The sequence below is a fragment of the Amycolatopsis halotolerans genome, assembly GCF_042647905.1.
GTDB classification, from domain to species: Bacteria; Actinomycetota; Actinomycetes; order Mycobacteriales; family Pseudonocardiaceae; genus Amycolatopsis; species Amycolatopsis halotolerans.
The window spans coordinates 1-23061 of record NZ_JBHRWI010000060.1 but is presented as its reverse complement, the minus strand read 5'-3'; the positions used below and the strand labels follow the sequence as shown (position 1 = coordinate 23061).

Sequence of the window (23061 nt, the reverse complement as noted above, 5' to 3'; positions counted from 1 at the left end):
CGCCTCAGAACAGCAACGGCAGCAACGCTTGGCGCCGCTTGAGCACCGCGCCGTAGCGGGCGTCGAGGCGCAGCCACGAATCGGTGGCGGTCACGCGGACCACGTCGCCGTCGATCGACGAATCGAACAAACCCATGCCGGACAACGCGAACAGGCACCGCATCTGGACCTTGACCTCGAGGTCTCCCCCGGTGACGGTGAGCACCGCCTGGTCCATCAGCGAAGCGGGCGGCGTGCCGTGCGGCCCGGCGTTGTCGCGGGCGAGCGCGACGCCGCGGTCGGCCAGCTCCGACACCACGCCGACCGGCAGCTCGTCGACCTTCTGCCAGCGGTCCGACACCGGAAGCTCGGCGTGCCACAGCAAATCGCGCGCCGGACCCGGGTCCATCACTTCGCCGCCCGCGACGGCGAGCGCCGCGAGCAGTTCGTTGCCGGACACCGTGACGTCCGAGGGCGTCACCGTCCCCGCCACCGCGCGGGTCGCGAGGACCTCGAACGGCGTGGCCGTCCACGCCTCGACGACGTCGTCGCCCCGGCGGCGCAGCCGGACGGCAGTCGTGCCGTCCAGCCGCACCGCGCGGGCGACGAACGCGCTCAGCGTCTCCCGGTCGCCCGGATCGGGGATCCGCAGCTCAGGCATCGGCCAGCACCCGCTTGAGGAATTCCGATTCCCCGTCGCTGAACCGGCGCGGCCGGAGCTCGACCGTGTTGTACGGGGCCAGCACGGTCTCCGCGGTGACCGCGACCGGATCGGCCGCGTCCGGGCCGGTCCGCACGACGTATCCGAGCGTCACCGTCGAGGCTTTCAGCTCGGCGAGCGTGATCTCCACGCGCACCGAGCGGCCGGGCGTCGCGACGATCGGCGCGCGGTAATGCACGGCGAGCTTCACGACCACGACGCCCTTCGGCAGCTCGGTGAGCCCCGCGCGCTCGGCTTCGCCGAACAGCACGGGCACCCGGGCCTCTTCGAGCAGCGTCACCACATTGGCGTGGTTGACGTGCCCGTACACGTCCATGTCCGACCATCGCGGCTGGACGTGGGAAACGAATGTCACCGCACCGTGCTCCGGATCTGGCGCGCGGCCACGGACAGCGTCGCGAGGTCGAGCCGCCCGGAACGGGTGATCTCGTCCAGCGCCACGCGCGCCCGCGAAAGCCGCGACGCGTTGGCCTTCTCCCATTGCTCGATCTGCTCGTCGACGGACAGGTCCTGGTCGCTGTGCCGCAGTGCGTCGAGCGCGATCGCGCGCAGGGAACCGTACACGTCGTCGCGCAGCGAGAGCCGGGCGAGGGCGTGCCAGCGGTTGCCGCGTTCCAGAGCGCTGATCTCGGTGAGCATCTTGTCGATGTCCAGGTGGTCCGACAGCGCGTAGTACAGCTCGGCGGTGTCGGCCGGGGTGTGCGTCGCGTCGAGCCCGACCTGCTGCTCGGCCAGCTCCGCCACCTCGACCACGTCGAGCAGGCCGTAGCTGTGCAGCAGCAGCGCGATCCGGCGGGCGAGACCGGCGGGCACGCCTTCCTCGACCATCCCGGCCGCGTCCTGCTCCACCGACTCCAGTTCGCGTCCGCGCAGCAGCTCGCCCAGCTTCGGGCCGAGCTCCGCGAGCACCGGGCCGAACCGGTTGATCTCGGCCAGCGGCGCGAGCGGCTGCGGGCGGTTGGTGAGGAACCAGCGCGCGGCCCGGTCGAGCAGCCGCCGCGTCTCCAGCACCATCCGGTCCGCGACCGCGGTCGGCACCACGTTGTCCAGCGCGTCGATCTCGGCCCACAGCTTCGGCAGGTCGTAGACGTGCGTGACCACCGCGTACGCGCGCACCGCGTCGGTGGCGGTCGCGTTCATCTCCTCCATCAGGCGGTAGACGAACGAGATGCCGCCGCCGTCGACCAGCTCGTTGGTGATCAGCGTGGTGATGATCTGGCGGCGCAGCGGGTGCTGCGTGATCGCCGCGGCGAACGGCTCCCGCAGCGGAGCCGGGAAGTACTCCGGCAGCCTGCGCGTGAACACCTCGGATTCGGGCAGGTCGGAGGCGAGCAGCTCGTCCTTGAGGTCGAGCTTCACGTGCGCGAGCAGCGTCGCCAGCTCCGGCGAGGTCAGGCCTTCGCCCGCCTTCTCCAGCGCGCGGAACTGCGACGGGCTCGGCAACGCCTCCAGCTTGCGGTCGAACGCGCCCTTCGCGACCAGCGCGGACACCTGCCGCGCGTGCACCGACACCATCGGCCCGGCGTGCGCCCGGCTGACGCCGAGCACCGCGTTCTGCCGGTAGTTGTCCGCGAGCACGAGCGAGCCGACCTCGTCGGTCATCTCGCCGAGCAGCTCGTTGCGCCGCGCGTGCTGCAGTTCGCCGCCCGCCACCAGGTGATCCAGCAGGATCTTGATGTTGACCTCGTGGTCGGAGCAGTCGACGCCGGCCGAGTTGTCGAGCGCGTCGGTGTTGATCTTGCCGCCGCTGCGGGCGAACTCGATGCGGCCGAGCTGGGTCAGGCCCAGGTTGCCGCCCTCGCCGACGACCTGCACGCGCAGCTGGTTGCCGTTGACGCGGATCGCGTCGTTGGCCTTGTCGCCCGCCGCGGCCTGGCTTTCGCTCTCGGCCTTGACGTAGGTGCCGATGCCGCCGTTCCACAGCAGTTCGACCGGGGCCAGCAGGATCGCCTGGATCAGGTCCATCGGCGCGAGCTTGGTGACGCCCTCGTCGAGGCCGAGCGCCGCGCGGACCTGCGGGGTGATCGGGATGGTCTTGGCCGAGCGCGGGTAGATCCCGCCGCCCTCGCTGATCAGCGAACGGTCGTAGTCGTCCCACGAACTGCGCGGCAGGTCGAACAGCCGCCGCCGCTCCGCGAAGGTCGAGGCGGCGTCCGGGTTCGGGTCGAGGAAGACGTGCATGTGGTTGAACGCCGCGACCAGCCGGATGTGCTCGGACAGCAGCATCCCGTTGCCGAAGACGTCGCCCATCATGTCGCCGATGCCGACGACGGTGAAGTCCTCAGTCTGGGTGTCCTTGCCCAGCTCGCGGAAGTGCCGCTTCACGCTCTCCCACGCGCCCTTGGCGGTGATGCCCATGGCCTTGTGGTCGTAGCCGACCGAACCGCCGGAGGCGAACGCGTCGCCGAGCCAGAATCCGTACTGCGCCGAGACCTCGTTGGCGATGTCGGAGAACTTCGCGGTGCCCTTGTCCGCCGCGACGACCAGGTAGCTGTCGTCGGCGTCGTGGCGCACCACGTCCGGCGCGGGCACGGTCTCGCCCTCGACGCGGTTGTCGGTGAGGTCCAGCAGACCGGAGATGAACATCCGGTAGCAGGAAATGCCCTCGGTGAGCTGGGCGTCGCGGTCGACCCCGGCGTCGCCGGTGGCCCGCGGCGGACGCTTCACGACGAAGCCGCCCTTCGCGCCGACCGGCACGATCACCGCGTTCTTCACCGCCTGCGCCTTGACCAGGCCCAGGATCTCGGTGCGGAAGTCCTCCTGCCGGTCCGACCAGCGCAGGCCGCCTCGGGCGACCTCGCCGAACCGCAGGTGCACGCCCTCGACGCGCGGCGAATACACGAAGATCTCGTACTTCGGGCGCGGCTCGGGCAGCTCCGGCACGCCGCTCGGGTCGAGCTTGAGCGCCAGGTACGGGCGCGGGCTCCCGTTGGCGTCGCGCACGTGGTAGTTCGTGCGCAGGGTCGCGTTGATGACCGCGAGCAGCCGGCGCAGGATCCGGTCCTCGTCGAGGCTCGTGACCTCGTCGACCATCGAGGAGATCTCGGCGGTCAGCGATTCCGCGTGCGTCTTCCGGTCCACATCGGACAGTTGCGGATCGCAGCGGGTTTCGAAGAGCCGCAACAGTTTCGTCGAGACCTCGGTGTGCTTGACGAGCGTGTTCTGGATGTAGGCCTGGGAGAACGGGCTGCGCGCCTGCTGCAGGTACCGCGAGTAGGCCCGCAGCACCGCCGCCTGGCGCCAGGTCAGCCCGGCGCGCAGCACGAGCGCGTTGAGGCCGTCGACCTCCGCCTCGCCCTGCCACGCCGCGTGGAACGCGTCCTGGAATCGCTCGCGCAGCTCGTGCGCGGCCGTTTCGTCGGCGTTTTCGAGGCCCTTCTTGTCCACGCGGAGGCCGAAGTCGTAGATCCAGCTGGCCCCGCCGTCCTCGCGGAACAGCTCGTACGGCCGCTCGTCCACCACCTCGACGCCCATCGCCTGCAGCACCGGCAGCACCTTGGACAGGGTGACGCCCTCGCCGCGCAGGTAGAGCTTGAACCGCCGCTCGCCGGGTTCGGCGTCCGCGGGCAGGTAGAACGACAGCGCGAGGTCGCCCTCGTCCGCGAGGGTGTCGAGCTTGGCCAGGTCGGCCAGCGCCTCCTCGGCGGTGAAATCTTCCTTGTACGCCTCGGGGAACACCGCGCCGAAGCGCTGCCCGCGGTCGACCGCGGACTCCTCGCCCATCATGCCGATCGGGCCGCCGTCGCCGGCGCGCTCGCGGCGCTCGGCGATGATCGCCTCGACCAGCCGGTCGTCCCAGCTGCGCACGACGGCGTTGAGCCGCTCCTGGATGCGCAGCGTGTCCGGCTCGACCGCGTTCGACGGGTCGGTGTGCACCATGAAGTGCACCTGCGCGAGCAGCGTCTCGCCGACGCGCGCGCTGTACTCCAGCTGCGTGCCTTCGAGTTCTTCCAGCAGCACTTCCTGCATCGCCAGCCGCGAGCGCGTGGTGTAGCGGTCGCGCGGCAGGTAGACCAGGCAGGAGTAGAAGCGGCCGTACGGGTCGCGGCGCAGGAACAGCCGCAGCCGGCGGCGGTCCGAAAGCGTGATCGCGCCAGTAGTGGTGGAGTACAGCGAATCGGTGTCCGCGGAGAACAGGTCCGCGCGCGGCCAGTTCTGCAGGACCTCCAGCATCCGCTGGCCGGAGAACGACTCCATCGGGAACCCGGCGCGGTGGATCACCGCGCGCACGCGCTGGCCGACCACCGGGATGTCGAGCACGTTCTCGTGCAGCGCGGTGGTGGTGAACATGCCGAGGAACCGGTGCTCGCCGGTGACCTCGCCGTGCTCGTCGAACGTCTTCACGCCGACGTAATACGGATAAACCGGACGGTGCACCGTGCTCGGCGCGCTGGCCTGGGTGAGCACGAGCAGCGACGGCGCGAGCGCGTCGACCGAGCTGTCCGGACCCGCGGTGAGGCTGCGCGCGGCCAGGCTGTCCTGGCGCAGCACGCCCAGGCCGGACGCGAGAACCGCGCGCAGGGCGGGCTCGTCGCTGTCCGGCTGCGGGCTGTCGACCAGCTCGTACTTGCGGTAGCCGAGGAAGGTGAAGTGGCCGTCGGCGAGCCAGCGCAGCAAGCGCGCGCCCTCGACGACCTCGCCCCCGCCGCCGGGCAGCTTCGGCGGGTTCTGTTCGAGGGTTTCCGCGAGCGAGCAGGCGGTCTGCGCCATCTTCTCGGCGTCCTCGACGACCTCGCGCACGTCGCCGAGCACCGACGACAGCCGGTTGTCCAGCTCGCGCGCCCGCTGCGGGTCGGTGACGAGGTCGATCTCCACCAGCATCCACGACTCCGCGGACGCGCCGGCGGGCGGATCGGCCGGGTCGGCGTCGAGGTGCAGGCCCTCCAGCTCGCCGGTCAGGCCGCGGCTCACCACGACGATCGGGTGCACGATGCGCTGCACCTGCACGCCGTCGCGGGCGAACTCCGCGGTGACGCTGTCCACCAGGTAGGGCATGTCGTCGGTGACGACCTGCACGACAGTCGCGTCGCGCGTCCAGCCGTCCTCGGCGGTGGTCGGGTTCAGCAGGCGGACCGCCGGGCGTCCGGGCATGCGCTTGTCCGCCAGCTGCAGGTGCGAACGCACCGCGCCGACGAGCGCGACCGGATCGTCGCCGACGATCTCGTCGGCCGGAATGTGCCGGTAGTACAAGCGGATCAGGTCCGCGATCTCCGGCGCCTGCGCCGCGGCGGTGTCGATCAGCTCGTCCCGGATCTGTTCCGGGCTGGCCGTGCGGCGGGCGGCGCCGGCTTCGGTGCCGACATCGGGCGGGGACGAGACTCCCGTCGAGCTCATTGAGCAACTCTCCAGTGTGCGAGACCGAGATGCGTCCGTCACCACAACGTGCCGGACATCCCTCACCCTAATCCGCCCCGAGGCGCCCCCGTGCGCGGCGGGGAAAGACTTAAGGTTCGTTTCCGGGGTCCCCGGCGACGCGCCCGCGCGGGATCGGTTCAGCTACCGACGGGTTCGGCGCGGGCGGCTTTCGGCAAAAGGCTTGGCACGAGGCCGGAGGACGTGTTTCGGCGGCGCGGCGGTGGCTTCGGGATCGGTTCAGTGCTCGTATCGCCCGCGGCGGGAACGGAAAAGGTTGCCTCCCCCTCCTGCGAGAATTCCCACCCGTACGGGCTAATTCTTCCGTTGCGGAGGACGGAGCCGGGTGGGCTGGGAGGAGCAGCCGGGTTTCCAGGATGGGGCAAGTCCCGGGTGCGCGCAGATCGGCGGGTCCGGGTGGTTGTGCCGCATGATCTCGGCGCGTCCAGCCAGTGACTGGGAAAACCGCTTGGTACAGCGCGAAAATCGGCGGGCGACCGAAGCCGGAGCGGGCCGCATGTGCTCACCTCCGCGGAAGTCCGTGAGGGGAACCCTGAGGGAATCTGATTCCCTCAGGGTTCCCCTCACGGACTTTTCGGGGCCGAAGCCGCGGGATTTCCCCAGCAGCGCGGGCCGCGTGGTCGCCCTCCGGCCGTGGTCCGTAGCCAAAGCCGCGTTGATGCGCGATCCCCTGCCCCGCTGCGGAATCCGCCCGGCCGAGCCAGCGCATCCCCTGCGGGGCAAGAATTTTCAGTCGCCGTTGTTGCGGTGCCGGTCCGCGGTCGCGCGGCCGTTGATCGGCTTCGGCTCGTCGTTCGGGCCGAGACGTTTCACCAGCGCCGCCGCGCTCGCCGTCCCTGCCTGGTGCTCGGCGAGGGCGCGGGCGAGCAGTTCCGCGAGTCCGGCGTCCGGCGGCGGTTCGTCCTCCGCGATGGCTCGCGCGTAGCTCTCCGGGAACGGCTGCTCCGCCGGGGTCCACGCGTCGATGTCGGACAGCGGGTCCAGCGCGGGCGGCATCCGCAGCCGGGGCAGCCAGGGCTCCTCGACCGGCTCGGGTTCCTCCGGACGCGGCGCGGGGGCCAGCTCCGTTTTGTCCCGCGAGGGGGTTTCCGGTTCCGCCGCGGCGGATTCGGGACGTCCGGGCTCGTCGGCCCGGCGGCGTCCCCCGCCTCCGCCGGTCGCGGTGATGCCCAGCCGGTCCAGCACGGACTTCGCGGCGACCGAGCCGTGCTCGGCGTCGTGCCGGGTCTTGCGTCCGCGCGAATCGCGGCGCGCGGCTTCCTCCTGCGCCCACTCGGCGCTTTCCCACAGCGGCGCGGCGCCCTCTTCCGCGGGAGCCGGGGCGAGCGGCAACTCCGGCAGGAGGTCCGACAGATCCGGCATCCGCAGCGAGAACCGCGGCTCGTCTTTCGAGGTCTCGGCGGCCGGGGCCGGCGCTTTTTCCGCCGTGCGACGCGGGGTTTCCTCCCGCGCCCAAGGCGTTTTCGTGTCGTCCGCCGCCCGCAGCGGACGGACCGACGCCGTCCCGGCCGGCTGCGTCTCTTCCCGACGCGCGGGCGCGTCTTCCGCGGCCTGCGGCTTCTCCGCCCGGCGAACCGGCGCCTCGTCCGCGTTCTCCGCGGCTCGAGTCGGCCGCTGCTGCGTCTCAGCCCGACGACCGCGCACGTCCTCCGCGGCCCGCGTCCCGGCCGCACTTTCCGTCCGCCGGGTTCCGGCGCTCTCCGCTCCGCGCGGCGCGTCTGCCCAGCGAACCGGCATGTCCTTCGCCCGGCGGCCGTCCCCGGCCTGCGCCTGGCTGACCGGCTCCGCAGCGGCAGCCCGCACCGGAGCGTCCTCGGCCGCCCGTTTCCGCGGCGCGGGCGCTTCCGCGCCCTTCCGCCCGAACGGCCGCGCCCACCCCGGCAGCACCGGCGATTTGCGGTCCTCAGCCCGCCGCCGTCCGCCAGTCCGCGGAGCCTCCTCCGGTTCCCGGATCGCGGGCAGCACCGACGTCTGCTCGACCTCAGCCTCCGCCGCGGCGCGCCGGAACGACCACGCCGGCTTCTTCTCCGCCGCCTCGACCCGAGCCGAAGCCGGCTCCGCGGCCACCTCGACCTGCGCCGGAACGACCGGCAGCGGGGCCGCGACCGGATCCGGCCGCGGGGCGGGGACGTCGCGGATCGCCGGCATCACCGAGGTCTCCTCGGCCGCGACCCTCGGCTCCACCTCCATCGACACCGGGCGTCCGTCGCGCGGGGCGGACGCGGCGAGGACGTCGTCGAGATCCATCGACGCCACCGATTCCGCACCCAGCTCGCCCGCGATCAGCCCGCACGCCTGGCGCCGGGCCCGCGCGTGCACGTGTTCCGCGGCCCGCGCCCGGTGCAGGCAGCCGATGGCCTCTTCCGCGCTGCCGAACCGCTCCTCGATCTGCGCCAGCTCCAGCCACAACCGCGCGGTGACCGCCGCGAGCCCGTGCCGGTCGGTGGCCGCGACGGCCTCCCCCACCAGCTCGGCAGCGGCGTCACCGGCACCGGAGGGCAGGTGGATGCGAGTCGCCACCGCCAGCCGCAGCCACGCCGCGGGCGCGACGCCAGCGGCACGGACCGGTTCGCGCAGCATGGGTTCGGCGATGTCGTACGCCATGTCGGCGTCGCCGCGGTCGAGCAGCGTGCTCACCAACTGGAGCACGAGCCGGATCCGGACGAGACCGCCGTCGTCGCCGGGGCGGTCCATCTTCTCCAGGAAGCCGAGCCCGGTGCGCGCGGCGTCCGCGGCCGCCGTGAGGTCGCCGTGCCGGCGCCGGTGCGCCGCGGTTCCGTTGCGCAGCAAGGCACGCATCAGCAACCGGTCGTCCGCGTCGAGCGAATCGTCGGCCACCAGCAGCCGGTCCGCCTCGACGAGCACCCGGTCCAGCTCCGCCTTCCGGCCGAACTGGGCGAGGCATCCGACGAGGTGGCACAACGCTTCCGCGCGCAGAGAAGGCGGCACGTCCTCGGACAGCACCGGACGCAGCGCGGCCAGCCCCATCAGCGGGACGCCGAGGCTGCGCGCGCACACCGCGAGGTCAACGCGCAGCCGCGCCGCCGTCGTGGCGTATCCGGCGTGCTCGGCCGCACGCAAAGCCGCGACCGCGCGGCCGACTGTGGACGTCCTCTTGCCGATCCGCACGCGAGCGGACACCACGAGCGCTTCCGCCCGGATCCAGTGCCCGTCCGCGCCCGCCGTCTCCGCGAGCGCCGCCGAGCGTTCGCCGAGAACCAGCGAAAGCTCCGGCGCCCGGAAGCGCAGCGATTCCGCCCGGTCGATGAGCCGACCGAGGTCGGCGAGGGTCCCGCCACTGGCAACGGCGGGCCGCCCGTCCGCGGTCGCGGACGGGCTGGGCCGGTTGTGCCTGCTGGTTTCCACTCGGGACCCCCGCGCCGGTCAGTCGCGCTTCAACTTGCGGTGGGTGACCCGGTGCGGACGAGCCGCTTCGGCGCCGAGGCGCTCGACCTTGTTCTTCTCGTAGCCCTCGAAGTTGCCCTCGAACCAGAACCACTTCGCGGGGTCTTCGTCGGTGCCTTCCCAGGCGAGGATGTGCGTCGCGACCCGGTCGAGGAACCACCGGTCGTGGGAAATCACGACGGCGCAGCCCGGGAACTGCTCGAGCGCGTTCTCCAGCGAGCCGAGCGTTTCGACGTCCAGGTCGTTCGTCGGCTCGTCCAGCAGGATCAGGTTCCCGCCCTCTTTGAGCGTCAGCGCGAGGTTGAGCCGGTTGCGCTCGCCGCCGGACAGCACGCCGGCCGGCTTCTGCTGGTCCGGGCCCTTGAAGCCGAACGCGCTCACGTAAGCGCGCGAGGGCATTTCGGTCTGCCCGACGTGGATGTAGTCGAGCTTGTCCGAGACGACCTCCCACACGGTCTTCTTCGGGTCGATCCCGCCGCGGCTCTGGTCCACATAGGACAGTTTGACCGTCTCGCCGATCTTGACCGACCCGCCGTCCGGCTCCTCGAGCCCGACGATGGTCTTGAACAGCGTCGTCTTGCCGACGCCGTTCGGGCCGATCACGCCGACGATGCCGTTGCGCGGCAGGTCGAACGAGAGCCCGTCGATCAGCACCCGGTCGTCGAAGCCCTTGCGCAGCTTCTCGACCTCGACCACGACGCTGCCCAGACGCGGGCCCGGCGGGATCTGGATCTCCTCGAAGTCGAGCTTGCGGTGCTTGTCCGCCTCCGCGGCCATCTCCTCGTAGCGGTCGAGCCGCGAACGGGACTTGGTCTGGCGCGCCTTGGCGTTGGACCGCACCCACTCGAGTTCGCTCTTGAGCCGCTTGGCCAGCTTGGCGTCCTTCTTGCCCTGGACCTCGAGCCGCTCGCGCTTCTTCTCCAGGTACGTGGAGTAGTTGCCCTCGTAGCCGACGACGCGGCCGCGGTCGAGCTCCATGATCCACTCGGCGACGTTGTCCAGGAAGTACCGGTCGTGGGTGACGGCGAGGACGGCGCCCTTGTAGTTGGAGAGGAACTGCTCCAGCCACAGCACGCTTTCGGCGTCCAGGTGGTTAGTGGGTTCGTCGAGCAGCAGCAGGTCGGGCGCGGACAGCAGCAGCTTGCACAGCGCCACCCGGCGGCGCTCGCCCCCGGAGAGGTGGGTGACCGGCTCGTCGGCGGGCGGGCAGCGCAGCGCGTCCATGGCCTGCTCGACGGTCGCGTCGAGCTCCCAGGCGTCGGCGTGGTCCAGCTCCTCCTGGAGCTGGCCCATCTCCTCCATCAGCGCGTCGCTGTAGTCGGTCGCCATCAGCTCGGCGATCTCGTTGTAGCGATCGAGCTTCTGCTTGGTCTCGCCGAGGCCCTCCTCGACGTTCTGCCGAACGGTCTTCTCCTCGTTCAGCTCCGGCTCCTGCATGAGGATGCCGACGGTCGCGCCCGGCTGCAGGAAGGCCTCGCCGTTGCTGGCCTGCTCGATCCCCGCCATGATCTTGAGAACGGTCGACTTGCCGGCGCCGTTCGGGCCCACGACGCCGATCTTGGCTCCGGGGTAGAACGCGGTGCTCACGTCGTCGAGGATCACCTTGTCCCCGACGGTCTTGCGCACCTTCTTCATGGTGTAGATGAACTCGGCCATGCCATCGATCGTAGAGTGGCTCCTCCGGCGGCCTGACGGCGGTCACCACCGTGCTACCGAGGGTCAGGTCGAGGTCACGCGGACAGCATGATTTTCCGCCGCGTCATTCGGCCCGTTTGCCCTCGGCGAGGTTCTTCAGCATCGCGTTGTAGGCGGCCAGTTCCTCGCCGCCGGTGTTCTCCTCGCGCCGGTCGCGCCGCTTCGCCTCGCGCTCGTCCTGGCGCGCCCACTGCACCAGCAGCGCGATCAGCACGAGCAGCACCGGCACCTCGCCCGACGCCCACGCGATGCCGCCGCCGAGCCGCTGGTCGGTCAGCAGGTCGCCGACCCACGGCAGCTTCAGCGACGTGTAGAACTCGCGGCCGATCACGGTCTGCATGTTCATCAGGATCACGCCGAAGAAGGCGTGGAACGGCATCGCGCCGAACATCATCCCGAGCTTGCCGACCGGCGGCAGCCGCCGCGGCGCGGGGTCGACGCCGATCACCGGCCAGTAGAAGACGTAGCCGACGAGCAGGAAGTGCGCGTTCATCGCCAGGTGCGCCCAGTGGTAGTTGAGCGCGTTGTCGAAGAGGCCGGAGAAGTACAGCCCGTAGAACGACCCGACGAACAGCAGCAGCGCGACGATCGGGTTGGTCAGGAACCGCGACACCGGCGAGTGCACGGCGGCCAGTAGCCATTCGCGCGGCCCCGGAGGAGCGTCGCGACCGGCGGGCTGGATCGCGCGCAGGGCGAGCGTCACCGGGCCGCCCAGCACCAGCAGGACCGGCGCGACCATCGACATCAGCATGTGCGTGCCCATGTGCACGCTGAACATCGCGGGCGCGTACCGGCCGATGCCCGACGACGTGGCCAGCAGGATCACCAGGCAGCCGGCGAACCACGCCACCATCCGGCCGACCGGCCAGGCGTCGCCGCGCTTGCGCAGCCGCCGCACGCCGGCGAGGTAGAGGCCGGCGAGAACGATCGCGAGGGTGCCGTAGACGAGGTCGAACCGCCAGTCGGTGAGCAGCCGCCAGAACGTCGGCGGGCCCTGGAGGTCGTAGCCGATGAGGAGTTCGACGGTGCCCGGCTGGGTGACCGCGTCCGGCGGCGGTGGCGTGCGGGCGAGGCCGGAGGCGATGCCGATGGTGACGAACATGATCAGCACTTCGACGGCCGCGAGCCGGAGCAGCTGGCTGCCGCCCTTGCCGTCGACAAGGTTCGCCACGCCGCGGCTGCGCTGCTGCTGGCCGAAGACGCCGAGCAGCAGCAGCGCGACGATCTTGGCGACGACGAGCAGGCCGTAGTCGGTGGTGAACAGGTCGCCGAGGTTGATCCGGACCAGCGCGTTGACGATGCCGGACACCGCCATCACGACCCAGCAGACCAGGGCGAGCTTGGAGAACCGCTGCGCGGCGAGGCTGAGGTTCTTGCCGCGGCGCCAGCCGAGCGCGAGCACGGCGAGCAGGCCGCCGACCCACAGCGCGGCCGCGACGAGGTGGAACAGGAGGCTGTTGGTGGCCAGGTCGTGCGAACCGCCGCTCGCCGAGTGCCCGGTGACCGCGACCGGGACGAGCCCGGCGACGGCCAGGAAGAACAGCACGGCCGTCCAGCCCCAGCTGAGCACCAGGCGACAGCCGAGGGCGAGCAGGATCGCGATCAGCGCCGTCCACAGCCATGCCTTGGGCTGTTCGATCGCGCTGATGAGGCTCAGCAGCGTGTCCGGGGAAAGGACGTCGCCGAACGGCTTGCCCGCGCTGTCCGCGGCGGTGAAGGCGACCGACAGGATCGAGGCCGCGAACCAGACCCACGCGGCGATTCCGGCGGTGCGGACCGCGGCGTACCCTTCGGGCGCGAGCGTGCCGGTTTTCTGTGGCGGTACGAGGAAAGCGGCGAGCAGCAAGGCTCCGACGCACACGACCGACGACGCCTCGGCGAGCACGCGGGCCACCGTGACGCCGTACCGCGTGACGAGTCCCGGGTCCGGCAGCCCGGCGATGACGTAGCCAGCGCCGCCGGTGAGCGCGACGAGCCCGACCGCGACGACCGCCGCGAGCACGACTCCGACCGAAAGCAGCGGGAGCACACTCGTCTTGCGTCCGCGGTCCGGGGCGGGTTTCGTCACAGGTTCCGAGCTCACGCTACGAGACTAGGCCGGTCGCGCGCGGCCCGGCACCGGGGTGGGTTTCGCCCCGGATCGCTCGCTCGCGGTGTTTGCGCTGGTCGAGCCGGGTTGCCGGGCGGAACCCGGTGCGCGGCAAGGCTTTCCTCTATGCTCCGCCGATGACCAGCAGCCGTCGCCGCCGCCCGACGCTGGACGACGTCGCGGAGGCGGTCGGGGTGTCGCGCGCCACTGTGTCCAACGCCTACAACCGGCCTGACCAGCTGTCGACGCAGTTGCGGGAGCAGATTCTGCGCGTGGCGGGTGAACTCGGTTACCCCGGACCGAACCCGACCGCCCGCAGCCTCGCCACGAGCCGCACCGGCGCGATCGCTTTCCTGCTCGATTCGTCGCTGTCGGCGGCCTTCTCCGACCCCGCGCTGTCGATCACCCTGGACGCGCTCGCGAAAACCGTAGAACCCACCGGCAATGCGCTGCTGCTCTTGCCCGGCCACGAAGCCCAGGAGGGCCCGCCGGCGGCGCGAGTTTTGGCCGCACAAGCGGATATCGCCGTGGCGTACTCCCTCGCCGACGGCACGCCCGCGCTGGAAGCCGTGCGCGCACGGGGTTTGCCGCTGGTAGTCATCGACCAGCCACCCCTTCCGGACACGGCCCGAGTCGGCTGCGACGACCGCGGCGGCGCGTCGTTGGCCGCACGCCATTTAGTGGAGCTAGGCCATCGGCGGTTCGGAATCCTCGCCGCACCGCGCCTTTCCGCGGTTACCAGCCCTTTCCACGGCACCCGGGAACGCCTCGCCGGTTACCTCGACACCCTGGCCGCCGCCGGAATCACCGACATCTCCATCACCGAAGCCCCGTGGCTCTCCGCCTCGACCGCCCGCGCCGCCGCCACCGACCTGCTCACCGCCTCGGTGCGGCCGACGGCACTGTTGTGCATGTCCGACCAGCTCGCCTTCGCCGCCATCGCCGCCGCCCACCGGCTGGGCCTGCGCGTGCCCGCCGACGTGTCGATCGTCGGCTTCGACGACACCCCGCAGGCCGCATGGTCTGAACCACCTCTCACGACCGTCCGCCAGGACCTGGCGGGCAAGGGCCGCGTCGCGGGCGAACTGGTGATGTCCCTCCTCGCCGCCGCCCCCGTCCCGCCGCCGGTCGAACTCCCGGTGTCGCTGGCGGTCCGGGAAAGCACCGCGGCGATTTAGCAAGACCGCTCGGCGATCTGTGGACAACTAGGTCTCGTACGAGTGACGGGAAACTACTTGTCCACAGACGTAGGAATGCGGGCAGACAAACCGTGCGAAACCCGCCAAGGTGGAGACATGCCCGGTTTCCCGGGATACCGCCCGGCCTCTTCGCCCGGCACCGCATTCGATTGAGGGGGAGTTCCCACGATGTTCCGCCGCCTGCTGCCGTCCCTGCCTTTCCCCGGCCGCCGCACCTGGCCCACCGCCGCCCCGTCCCGCCTGCCCGGCGTATTGCTGCTGGTCACCGCAGGTCTCCTGACCGGTTCCGGCCTAGCGCAAGCCAGTCCGGCCACTCCCCCGGCACCCGCCTGCAACGCGGGAGAGTTCTGCCTGTGGGACAGCGAAACCTATTCCGGCGGAGCACAGAGTTATGACCTGCGCACGGCAAATCCGGGTGATTGCATTCCCCTGCCCGAGGGATTCCAAGGACATTCCTTCGTCAACCGGATGACCCGCGACGTCACGATCTACCAAGGAGCGGACTGTTCCACCGAGGGCGATTTCATCACCTATCCGGGCGGCGGCACGTACGTTCCGCAGTCCCCGTTCGCGGTGCGTGCCCTGAAAGTGTGGGAATAACCCGAGACCGGGCCAGGCGAACAAGGCGAGCTCCAGGCCGAGTCGACTCGCAGCCGAAGTTCGCCGGCCCGGGGGCCGCACCCCCGAGCGGCCCCCGGCCCGTGGGCGCGCAGCCCGGAAGACCCGCGCCCACGGGCCCCTGACCCCTCGCCCTCCCGCTCCCGGCCCCGACCTGGGAGCGGGAGGCGAGGCCCGGGTCCGTTCGCAGGCGAACCTGGGTTTCGTCGTGAGAGGCCTTGGCTTCCGTCATTGCGGGGCTGAGTCCTGTCGCAGCAGGTCAGGCTTACGCCGTGGGATGCCTGGCTTGCTTCGCGACAGTCCTGGGTTCCTTCGCGGCAGGTCAGGCTTCCGCCACGCGAGGCCTGACTTCGTTCGCGAGAGTCCTGGGTTCCTTCACGGCAGGTCAGGCTTCCACCATGCGAGGCCTGACTTCGTTCGCGACAGGCCTGGGTTCCTTCACGGCAGGTCAGGCCGCCTTCGCGGCAAGCCTGGGTTCCGCGGCAGGTCTCAGTTCCATCGCGGCAGACCTGGCTACCGCCATGGTTGGCCTGGGTCCCGCCGTGAGACTCCTTGGGCCCCGCCGTGGTCCGCCGCAGTCCAGGCGGATGCCCGCCGATGCCAGATTCGGAAGCCGGTCCGCCCTGCCCACGCACCCGTGCCCGCACGTCAGACTCCGGTGGATCAGCCCGGCACGCACCGGCGGTCGCCCGGCGACGCTGCGACGGCTGCCCCGCCCGTCCGCGACCGCCACTCGTCAGGTTCGGAGGCGGACCTGACACCGATCCGATCACGCCATCGCAAAGCCGCTTGCCGGACCACACTCGGTCCGCCCCGACACCTCGCCGCAACCGCCGAACCGCCCAACCGGCACCGCCCCAGCCAGACGTCCTACATCACAAGATCGCCACAGTCTCCACCAGCCACGAGCCCGAACCTCCGTCCCACCCGCCGCCCCCGCCAGGAGATCCAGGTGCCCAAGCTGCACAAACCGCCGCCCACCAGCCGCCCGAGGCCGTTCCCCCGAGCAGTGCGTGCCGAAGCCGTCGCGCGCTGTGGCATTCCGCCCCCGGAGACCCGCAAATCCGACGAACCGAGGCTGAAACGATTCGACGGTGTCGAACGATCGAGAGATTGGCGATGACTAAGCTGCCCATGCTGGAGGTCAGCAGCTGTCGGCCACCCGGGCCCTCGTAGCTCAGCTGGATAGAGCAAGAGCCTTCTAATCTCTAGGTCGCAGGTTCGAGTCCTGCCGGGGGCACAAACAGCCTGGTCAGGGGAATCCCTGACCAGGCACAGCTCATACCCGGGTGGTCGAACCGTCCGGACCGCCGGGCACGCCCCGCGTCTCACCGCAAGCCCGCGTCGCCTTCTCCGGCACTCCCGTGACACGGCGTCACTACCCGCCATCACGACACCTCAACCAGGCCGAAACGCATTCGTGATCTTGCCCTCAACAAGCTCGCCCACGCCAGGAACGCCCATGCCCGACCCCAGCCGCCGGTCGCGGAACGGAGCCGCCCGAGCCCTCTTCGAGGAAGCCCGCAGCGCCGGACTCGTCCAACGACACCTCCGCAAACTCCACCACCTCGCCCGGCACCCGCATCCACTGACAGCAAGCACGCCCCAACCAGTCGCAGCCTCAGCCGAAGCAGCACACTCGGCCACCGCACCAACGCACCAGCCACCGCGAGGACGCCGACGAGCGCAGCAACTCGCGCTCGGCATTGACCTCGCCTGCCCGCCGACAACACCGCCGCACCGACCGTCCACAGAGGCCGCCGCATCGGGCGAAGCCGCCTAACCGCCAACCGAAACAGGCCCATTCACCTCGAACCCCGGCGAGGCCTCGCCTCCTGCTGCCTCGACGAGACACCCGCCTGCCGGAGCACCCAATGCCAGTTCGGGAACGGACAGGCCTCACGGCAACTCCGCCTGCTGCGTACCCAAGCCTGCACCCGGCCGACTCCTGCTCAGCCTGCGTGGCACGCCCGGCCGAGACAAAGACACACGGGCCAAGCCCAGCTCCGGCGTACGGTTTCACCAGCCGAACTCCTCGCTGCCCCAGTCGGACTGCACGCGACGCGATAGACACCAGCGACACGGCCGCGGCGGCTCTGCAACCAAGAGTTCGAACCGAGGCCAACATCGACGAGGCCGACGCTGCCCTTGATGAAGCCGCGCGGAAGCAACCGCAAACCAGAGCCGACTGCGGTAGCCGCTGCGTTGAAACCTGAAGCGGTCAGGCAATCACCACAGCTTCAACGATCGCGTCCGGCACCTGCGAGAGGCTTGCAGAGGACGCCGCCAGCGTCGACACAAGAAGGAAGCAGACGTCCTTGCCCCGGACAGCTGCGCGCAAGCGACACCGGCCTCAGCCACCTATTTCCTTCGCGCGAGCCAGCGCCTCCCTCCTGATTCGCTTCGTCACCCCCGAGGACGCAAGATATTCGAGCACCTTACGACTGGAAGAAAGTTTCGCGGCACGCAACTGCAGCCATTGCGACCAGCTTTCCATCGAAGTCGACTCAAAAGCGACACTCGATCTCGAAACTAGGTCATCAAGTACCGACAGATCCGCCATTCTCGCCCTTGCGAGATCTTGTGAATAACCGTCGGGGAGCGCGCTTACCACTCTCTCACGAAGCACCCCCGGAACTTGCTCCAGGCAGCTCAAGGAAACCGAAGCCGCGATCGTATTGTCGGGCTCGCGGCCAATCAATGAGATCAGCTGATCGATCGCGCCAGGAAGCCGCATCGCCCTGCGATAGCAACTCCAGCGATCGTGCCCGCTTTCAAATGAACCCGCTTCGAGTCCTACGTCGTGCGCCAACTTTCGCAGATCGCGCACAAAAGTCTCTTCGAGCATCAGCGGCCACCCGGAGCGCCAGGAAAATGAGCCATCATGTTCCCGCAGACGAGATTGCCCATAGATCCGAAATCCCGACCAGTGCTCATCGCCAAACCACGACCACATTCCGCCCGGCCTATGTCGACCGTTCCACCCGAGAGAACACGGTCATCACTGCGCCGATCGGCGCACCTCATCCCAAACTCGACCGAAATGTCCGGCATCGGTTACCTCCGGGAGAAAATCAGCTTGCGCTTGAATCTCCTCCAACGCAGGGATCTTACCCTAGCACCGTATCACCGGTTGACTGATCAGCATCAGCATACGTCATTCTTCCATCGTGAAATAGCTCGATCTTGCGAACCTCTTAACCATCGACATCGATCTCACAGTAGAGCGTAACCGGCTCTTCTTCGAGATCGTGGGGCCACTCGACCCTCAGGTGCAGCACATCGATCCCCTCCCGCCCGACGACTATCGAGGATAGGTCTCGTACAGGTGGCGCACACACTCGTTCACCCCGAAAGCCCTGAGCAGCCCCATCACAGGATCTCGTAGGACAACCCCCTCCACGGAACGCCGAGTTCGCGAGCCTTGCGTGCCTTGCCCGACAACGAGTCCGGGTCCGCGGCTACGACCACACGAATTTGCCAGCTGACGCTGCCGGTCGCTCCGACACCCGCGGACGCAGCCTGCGCGACGATCTCTTCGTGTCCCGCGCCATGCTCCCGGTCAGCACCATCTTGTCTCCGGGACTCAGCGCGAGCCCGCCGAATCTGTCGCCGGAAGACGCTGTCGAAGAGACTGCGGCCGTAGCGACAGTGGCAGGCGTGATCCCCACCCGCGCAGCCACGTCGTAGGGTCTTGATTCGAACAACGCGCCAAACCGGGGAGGGTTTAGATGGCTGACGATGTTCAGCGGCGGGAGCAGGTGCTCGACGGGCTGGATCCCGAACAGCGTGCGGCTGTGCTGGCACCGCCAGGCCCGGTACGCATTCTTGCCGGCGCCGGTACCGGCAAGACCCGGACCATCACTCGCAGGATTGCCTATCTGGCTGTGACAAAGCAGGTCAAGGCCACCGAGATCCTTGCGGTGACCCATTCCAACCAAGCTGCGGGCGAGCTGCGGGATCGCATCCGGTCGTTGGGAGTGTCCGTACAGGCTCGGACGTTCCACAGTGCGGCGATGGGCCAGTTGAAACATTTCTGGACGAGGACCGGCCTTCCCGGAGATGAGCTGCGGATGATTCACGACTTCCAGGGCGGTCAGGGATCATTTCTCCGCAAGGCGCTGGAAGCCGAGGTGCGGTCGGTCGCGACCACGGATGTTCGGGACCTCAGGGAGGAAGTCGACTGGGCGCGGCGAAGCCGGCTCACACCGGACCAGTACGCGCAAGCGGCGAATAAGAGCGGACGGAAGCGAAACCTGCCTGCCGCGGTGCTGGCAGCCGGCTACAAACGGTACGAGCAGGCGAAACGGTCTCAGGCCGTGTTGGACTTCGGCGACACCATCGAGCAGTGCGCGCTCCTGCTCGAAAACGACCGTGAGGCGGCAGCGCAGTTCCGAGACAGGTACCGGTGCTTCGTAGTGGACGAGTACCAGGACACCGACCCCTCGCAGGAGCGCTTGCTGGCCGCTTGGCTGGGTCAAGGCCGCAATGTGACCGTCGTGGGCGATCCCAACCAGACCATCTTCTCGTTCAAAGGAGCCGACCCTTCTTTGCTTGTCGGGTTCGCCGATCGTTTTCCCGGCGCGGTCAGCATCTCGCTCGACCGGGACTACCGGTCGACACCTCAGATCGTGGGCTACGCCAACCGGCTCATGGGGCAAGCGTCGACGGGCGTGGTGCTCAAGGGACAGCGACCCGACGGGCCCGAGCCGACTCTCCGGACCTACGACACCGAAGCGACCGAAGCCTCGGCACTGGCAGGACGGGCCAACGAACTCGTCGCCGAGGGCACGACCGCATCCGAGATCGCCATCTTGGTTCGAACGAGGTCCCAGGTCTTGTTCTATCGAACCGCCCTGCAGGACGAGGGGGTCACCACCGAGGTTTTCGACGACGAGAAGTTCTTCGAAAGGCAGGAGATCCGCCAGGCAATGACAGCGCTGGCCGATCTCGCCGAACGGTCGCCGACTTTGGCCGGCATGGCCGGACTGCAGTCGGTTCTCAAGAATGCCGGCTTCGACCCGGACGTTCCGCCGGTAGGGCAGGGCGCCGCGCGCGATCGATGGGAGTCGCTGGGAGCGCTGCTGCGGCTTGTCGAACGGACACCGGACGGCACACGGGAAACCGTCGAAATCCTCCTTCGCGAACTGGAACGACGGGCGGCCGCGGAGCACGCACCCCGCGGCGGTGGTGGAGTCACGTTGGCCACCATGCACAAGGCGAAGGGCCTGGAATGGGACGCCGTCCTGCTTCCTGGCCTCGCGGAGGGCTTCCTCCCCATCGCTTATGCGGCTTCGTCGGAGGAGGTCGACGAGGAACGCCGCCTGTTCTACGTCGCCGTCACCCGGGCCAGGGAGCGGCTGGAACTTTCGCACGCCCTGGTCAGCGAAAAGGGGTATCCCAGAAAGCCTTCCCGATTCCTCGACCAGATCGTTCCGGTCCGACGTTCGTTCCCGGCGGCTCCCGTGGCGGCGCGGAATCCGTACTCGGTCGGCGACCGGGTGGTGAGCACGACTTTCGGCATGGGCAAGGTGACCGCGACGACCAAAACAGCCGTAACGGCCGATTTCGGCACCCCTTACGGCGTCAAGACGGTGACAGCGGACCACAAGCTGAGCAAGCTGTAACCCGCAGCACTACCCACCATTGGTCGTGGCCAGGTCACCAATACGACCGGAAAGCCGGTCCACCCCCCAGCACCCATGCAGCCCTCACACAGACGATGCCGCGCCTGTGGCGACGTTGCGCGCCGCCGAACCTTCGCGTGAGCTGCCCGCGAATACCGGCAGTCCAATGACCAGGAGGTTCAGGTTTCCGGCAGCGATGTGCCCTGATCGAGGTCCCGCCCATCCGGCCTGCCGAGCTTCGTGCGCAGTACCGCGACGTGGATGTCGAGCGAGCGGCTTTCTGCCGGGCCATGGTCGCCTCAGGTCTCCTTGGCAACCCGCGCTATCCCAGGAATACGCGAGAGCCGACACGAGAGCCTGCCAGTACCGGCCGAACAGATTCCACGGGCGTTTCGCTGTCGCTTTCCGAGGCCGTACCTGCGACCGTCCAGCCCGCGACAACCTCGCACTGATGTGCCGGACGACGCGTCGGGCCCGCTCCGCGACCGGAAAGACCTATACAGGCTTCCAAATCTTGCTTTTACTTCGGCTGGCGAACTTCCTGTCAGAGCGGATAGGGCCCGAGACGACCCCAAGCGACCAAGACCGGCGGGATCGCGAGGAAGAGCGTTCCGAAGAACCAGCGAAACGGTCCGATGTCGCCGCGCTTGAGCTTCAACGTCGGGACAGCGGCTACGGGGATCAGCAGCGCGAGAGCCGCAAACGGCGTCAGGACCGTCGCCCTGCTCATCAGGCCCGGCAACACCAACGCCGTTCCGCAGGCCGCCACCAGCACACCGCCCAGCCGCGCGGCCGGACCCGGACCTCCTCCTAGACCTACCGTCTCGCCGTGAAGGACGCCTCGCGGCTCCCGACGCAGGGCAGTCATCAAGCCCGAAGGAACGGTGAGGAAAGCCATGAACCCCTGCAGAACCCACAACACTGCATCCACCAGCACCACCCCGCCGAAGAACCATACAGACGGGCGGCCGGGACCGGTCCCGAAGCCTTGACCACGAACCCGACGGGACCAGCTCAGAAGGGCACGCGGAATCCGACGGGGTTTCCCACTGTCCCGGCCGGAAGCCGGCGGGTTGATCTTGAAAAGATTTCGGCGCGGATGAACTGACTACAGGACGTGCTATGAGGTACGGTCCCAGCGAAACGCGAGATTCCCCGCGCCTTCATTCTGCTGGGTGCGCTTGGCGCAGCGAGCAAGTTTCGTCCTGGACTAGCGCTGCAGCTCGGCCTGCGCCGCACGCGCCGCGCACGCTTTGGCTTCGCCCCAGCCGAATCGGGACCCCAGGTGGGCCAGCTCCGCGTCGAGAAGCTGGGTATCGAGCGCAGCTTCGCTAGGCTACGAAATCGCCGTAACTTCAATAATTGACTGAGCCAATCATGACGATGGATCCTCGAAAGACAGATCTCGCCAGTACGCGAGGACGTCGTGTGTGGTCAGAATATCGGGGTGGCCAGGACTCAGGAGTCGCAGCCGGTCAGCAAGCAGTTCTTCGAACGCAGCTATGGCACCCGCCGGATCACCCGACTCGCCCCGCCAGCGAGCCAGGTTGCCGCGGGTGGCCAGAGTGCTGGGGTGGTCGGGGCCGAGCACCCGCAACCGGTCAGCGAGCAACTCCTCGAACGCAGCAGCAGCACCCGCCGGATCACCCGCCTTACCCCGCAAGGCGGCCAGGTTGTTACGAGTGGTCAAGGTGTCGAGATGGTCGGGGCCGAGCACACGCAACCGGTCAGCGAGCAACTCCTCGAACGCAGCAACAGCACCCGCCGGATCACCCGCCTTACCCCGCAAGGCGGCCAGGTTGTTACGAGTGGTCAAGGTGTTGGGATGGTCGCGGCCTAGCACCCGCGACGTATCAGTCAGCAGCTTTTCGAATGCGGAAACGGCACCCGCCGGGTCACCCGACTCGCCCCGCCAGCGAGCCAGGTTGCCGCGGGTGGCCAGGGTGTCTGGATGGTCGGGGCCGAGCACCCGCAACCGGTCGGCGAGCAACTCCTCGAACGCAGCAGCAGCACCCGCCGGATCACCCGACTCGCCCCGCCAGCGAGCCAGGTTGCCGCGGGTGGTCAGAGTGCTGGGATGGTCGCGGCCTAGCACCCGCGACGTATCAGTCAGCAGCTTCTCGAATGCGGAAACGGCACCCGCCGGATCACCCGCGTCCCCCTGCCAGCGAGCCAGATTGTTGCGAGTGCCCAGAGTGTCGGGATGGTCAGGTCCCAGCACACGCAACCGATCGGCGAGCAGCTTCTCAAATGCGGATGCCGCGCCCGCCGGATCACCCGACTCGCCCCGCCAGAATGCCAGATTGTTGCGAGTGCCCAGAGTGTCGGGATGGTCAGGTCCCAGCACACGCAACC

At 69.1% G+C, this 23061-nt stretch carries 13 protein-coding genes and 1 tRNA gene; 4 read left to right on the top strand and 10 right to left on the bottom strand.

The features are described 5' to 3' along the window. Positions 1-4: 4 nt before the first annotated feature. The 6 genes from ACFORO_RS38400 to ACFORO_RS38375 all read right to left on the bottom strand — a co-directional run bounded on the left by ACFORO_RS38400 (position 5) and on the right by ACFORO_RS38375 (position 13256). A complete protein-coding gene (locus tag ACFORO_RS38400) occupies positions 5-640 on the bottom strand; it encodes a hypothetical protein (protein ID WP_116201566.1) in 636 nt (211 codons plus the stop codon). Next, positions 633-1055, bottom strand: coding sequence for an acyl-CoA thioesterase (locus ACFORO_RS38395; protein ID WP_377871802.1), 423 nt, complete (start codon positions 1053-1055; stop codon positions 633-635). Before ACFORO_RS38395 ends, ACFORO_RS38400 begins: the two co-directional genes overlap by 8 nt. Continuing rightward, positions 1052-6034, bottom strand: coding sequence for an NAD-glutamate dehydrogenase (locus ACFORO_RS38390; RefSeq protein WP_377871803.1), 4983 nt, complete (start codon positions 6032-6034; stop codon positions 1052-1054). The genes ACFORO_RS38395 and ACFORO_RS38390 overlap by 4 nt, the downstream gene beginning before the upstream one ends. Before the next feature lie 768 nt (positions 6035-6802). Further along, positions 6803-9439, bottom strand: a complete 2637-nt coding sequence (locus tag ACFORO_RS38385; protein ID WP_377896741.1) for a hypothetical protein — start codon at positions 9437-9439, stop codon at positions 6803-6805. 18 nt (positions 9440-9457) lie between these two features. Next, positions 9458-11134: an energy-dependent translational throttle protein EttA gene (ettA, locus tag ACFORO_RS38380; protein WP_354747671.1), complete on the bottom strand. Its 1677-nt coding sequence runs from the start codon at positions 11132-11134 to the stop codon at positions 9458-9460. Between the two features lie 103 nt (positions 11135-11237). Further along, the gene (locus ACFORO_RS38375; protein ID WP_377871806.1) at positions 11238-13256 is read right to left on the bottom strand and encodes a cytochrome c oxidase assembly protein; all 2019 of its coding nucleotides are present in this window, start codon (positions 13254-13256) and stop codon (positions 11238-11240) included. Between the two features lie 143 nt (positions 13257-13399). Here ACFORO_RS38375 and ACFORO_RS38370 point away from each other — a divergent pair, with 143 nt between their 5' ends. The 3 genes from ACFORO_RS38370 to ACFORO_RS38360 all read left to right on the top strand — a co-directional run bounded on the left by ACFORO_RS38370 (position 13400) and on the right by ACFORO_RS38360 (position 16319). Then, positions 13400-14440 carry a LacI family DNA-binding transcriptional regulator gene (locus ACFORO_RS38370; protein ID WP_377871808.1) on the top strand — a complete coding sequence of 347 codons (1041 nt, stop codon included), beginning with the start codon at positions 13400-13402 and terminating at the stop codon, positions 14438-14440. A 189-nt stretch (positions 14441-14629) separates the two neighbouring features. Beyond that, entirely contained in the window at positions 14630-15061 is a 432-nt protein-coding gene (locus tag ACFORO_RS38365) for a peptidase inhibitor family I36 protein (RefSeq protein ID WP_377871809.1), read from the top strand. Positions 15062-16245: 1184 nt separating this feature from the next. Then, a tRNA-Arg gene (locus ACFORO_RS38360) sits at positions 16246-16319 on the top strand. Positions 16320-17432: 1113 nt separating this feature from the next. On the opposite strand, the gene ACFORO_RS38355 is transcribed toward ACFORO_RS38360, so the two are convergent. Beyond that, positions 17433-17927 carry a hypothetical protein gene (locus ACFORO_RS38355; RefSeq protein ID WP_377871811.1) on the bottom strand — a complete coding sequence of 165 codons (495 nt, stop codon included), beginning with the start codon at positions 17925-17927 and terminating at the stop codon, positions 17433-17435. Positions 17928-18189: 262 nt separating this feature from the next. Next, a complete protein-coding gene (locus ACFORO_RS38350; protein ID WP_377871888.1) occupies positions 18190-18264 on the bottom strand; it encodes a hypothetical protein in 75 nt (24 codons plus the stop codon). Between the two features lie 576 nt (positions 18265-18840). Here ACFORO_RS38350 and ACFORO_RS38345 point away from each other — a divergent pair. Next, positions 18841-20706: an ATP-dependent helicase gene (locus ACFORO_RS38345; RefSeq protein ID WP_377871812.1), complete on the top strand. Its 1866-nt coding sequence runs from the start codon at positions 18841-18843 to the stop codon at positions 20704-20706. 544 nt (positions 20707-21250) lie between these two features. Here the strand turns inward: ACFORO_RS38345 and ACFORO_RS38340 are convergent. Together ACFORO_RS38340 and ACFORO_RS38335 are read right to left on the bottom strand one after the other, a co-directional pair. Continuing rightward, on the bottom strand, positions 21251-21637 hold the full coding sequence (locus ACFORO_RS38340; RefSeq protein WP_377871813.1) for a hypothetical protein: 387 nt from the start codon (positions 21635-21637) through the stop codon (positions 21251-21253). Positions 21638-22081: 444 nt separating this feature from the next. Continuing rightward, positions 22082-23061, bottom strand: a 980-nt coding sequence (locus ACFORO_RS38335; protein WP_377896740.1) for a tetratricopeptide repeat protein, incomplete at its 5' end; no start/stop codon positions are given.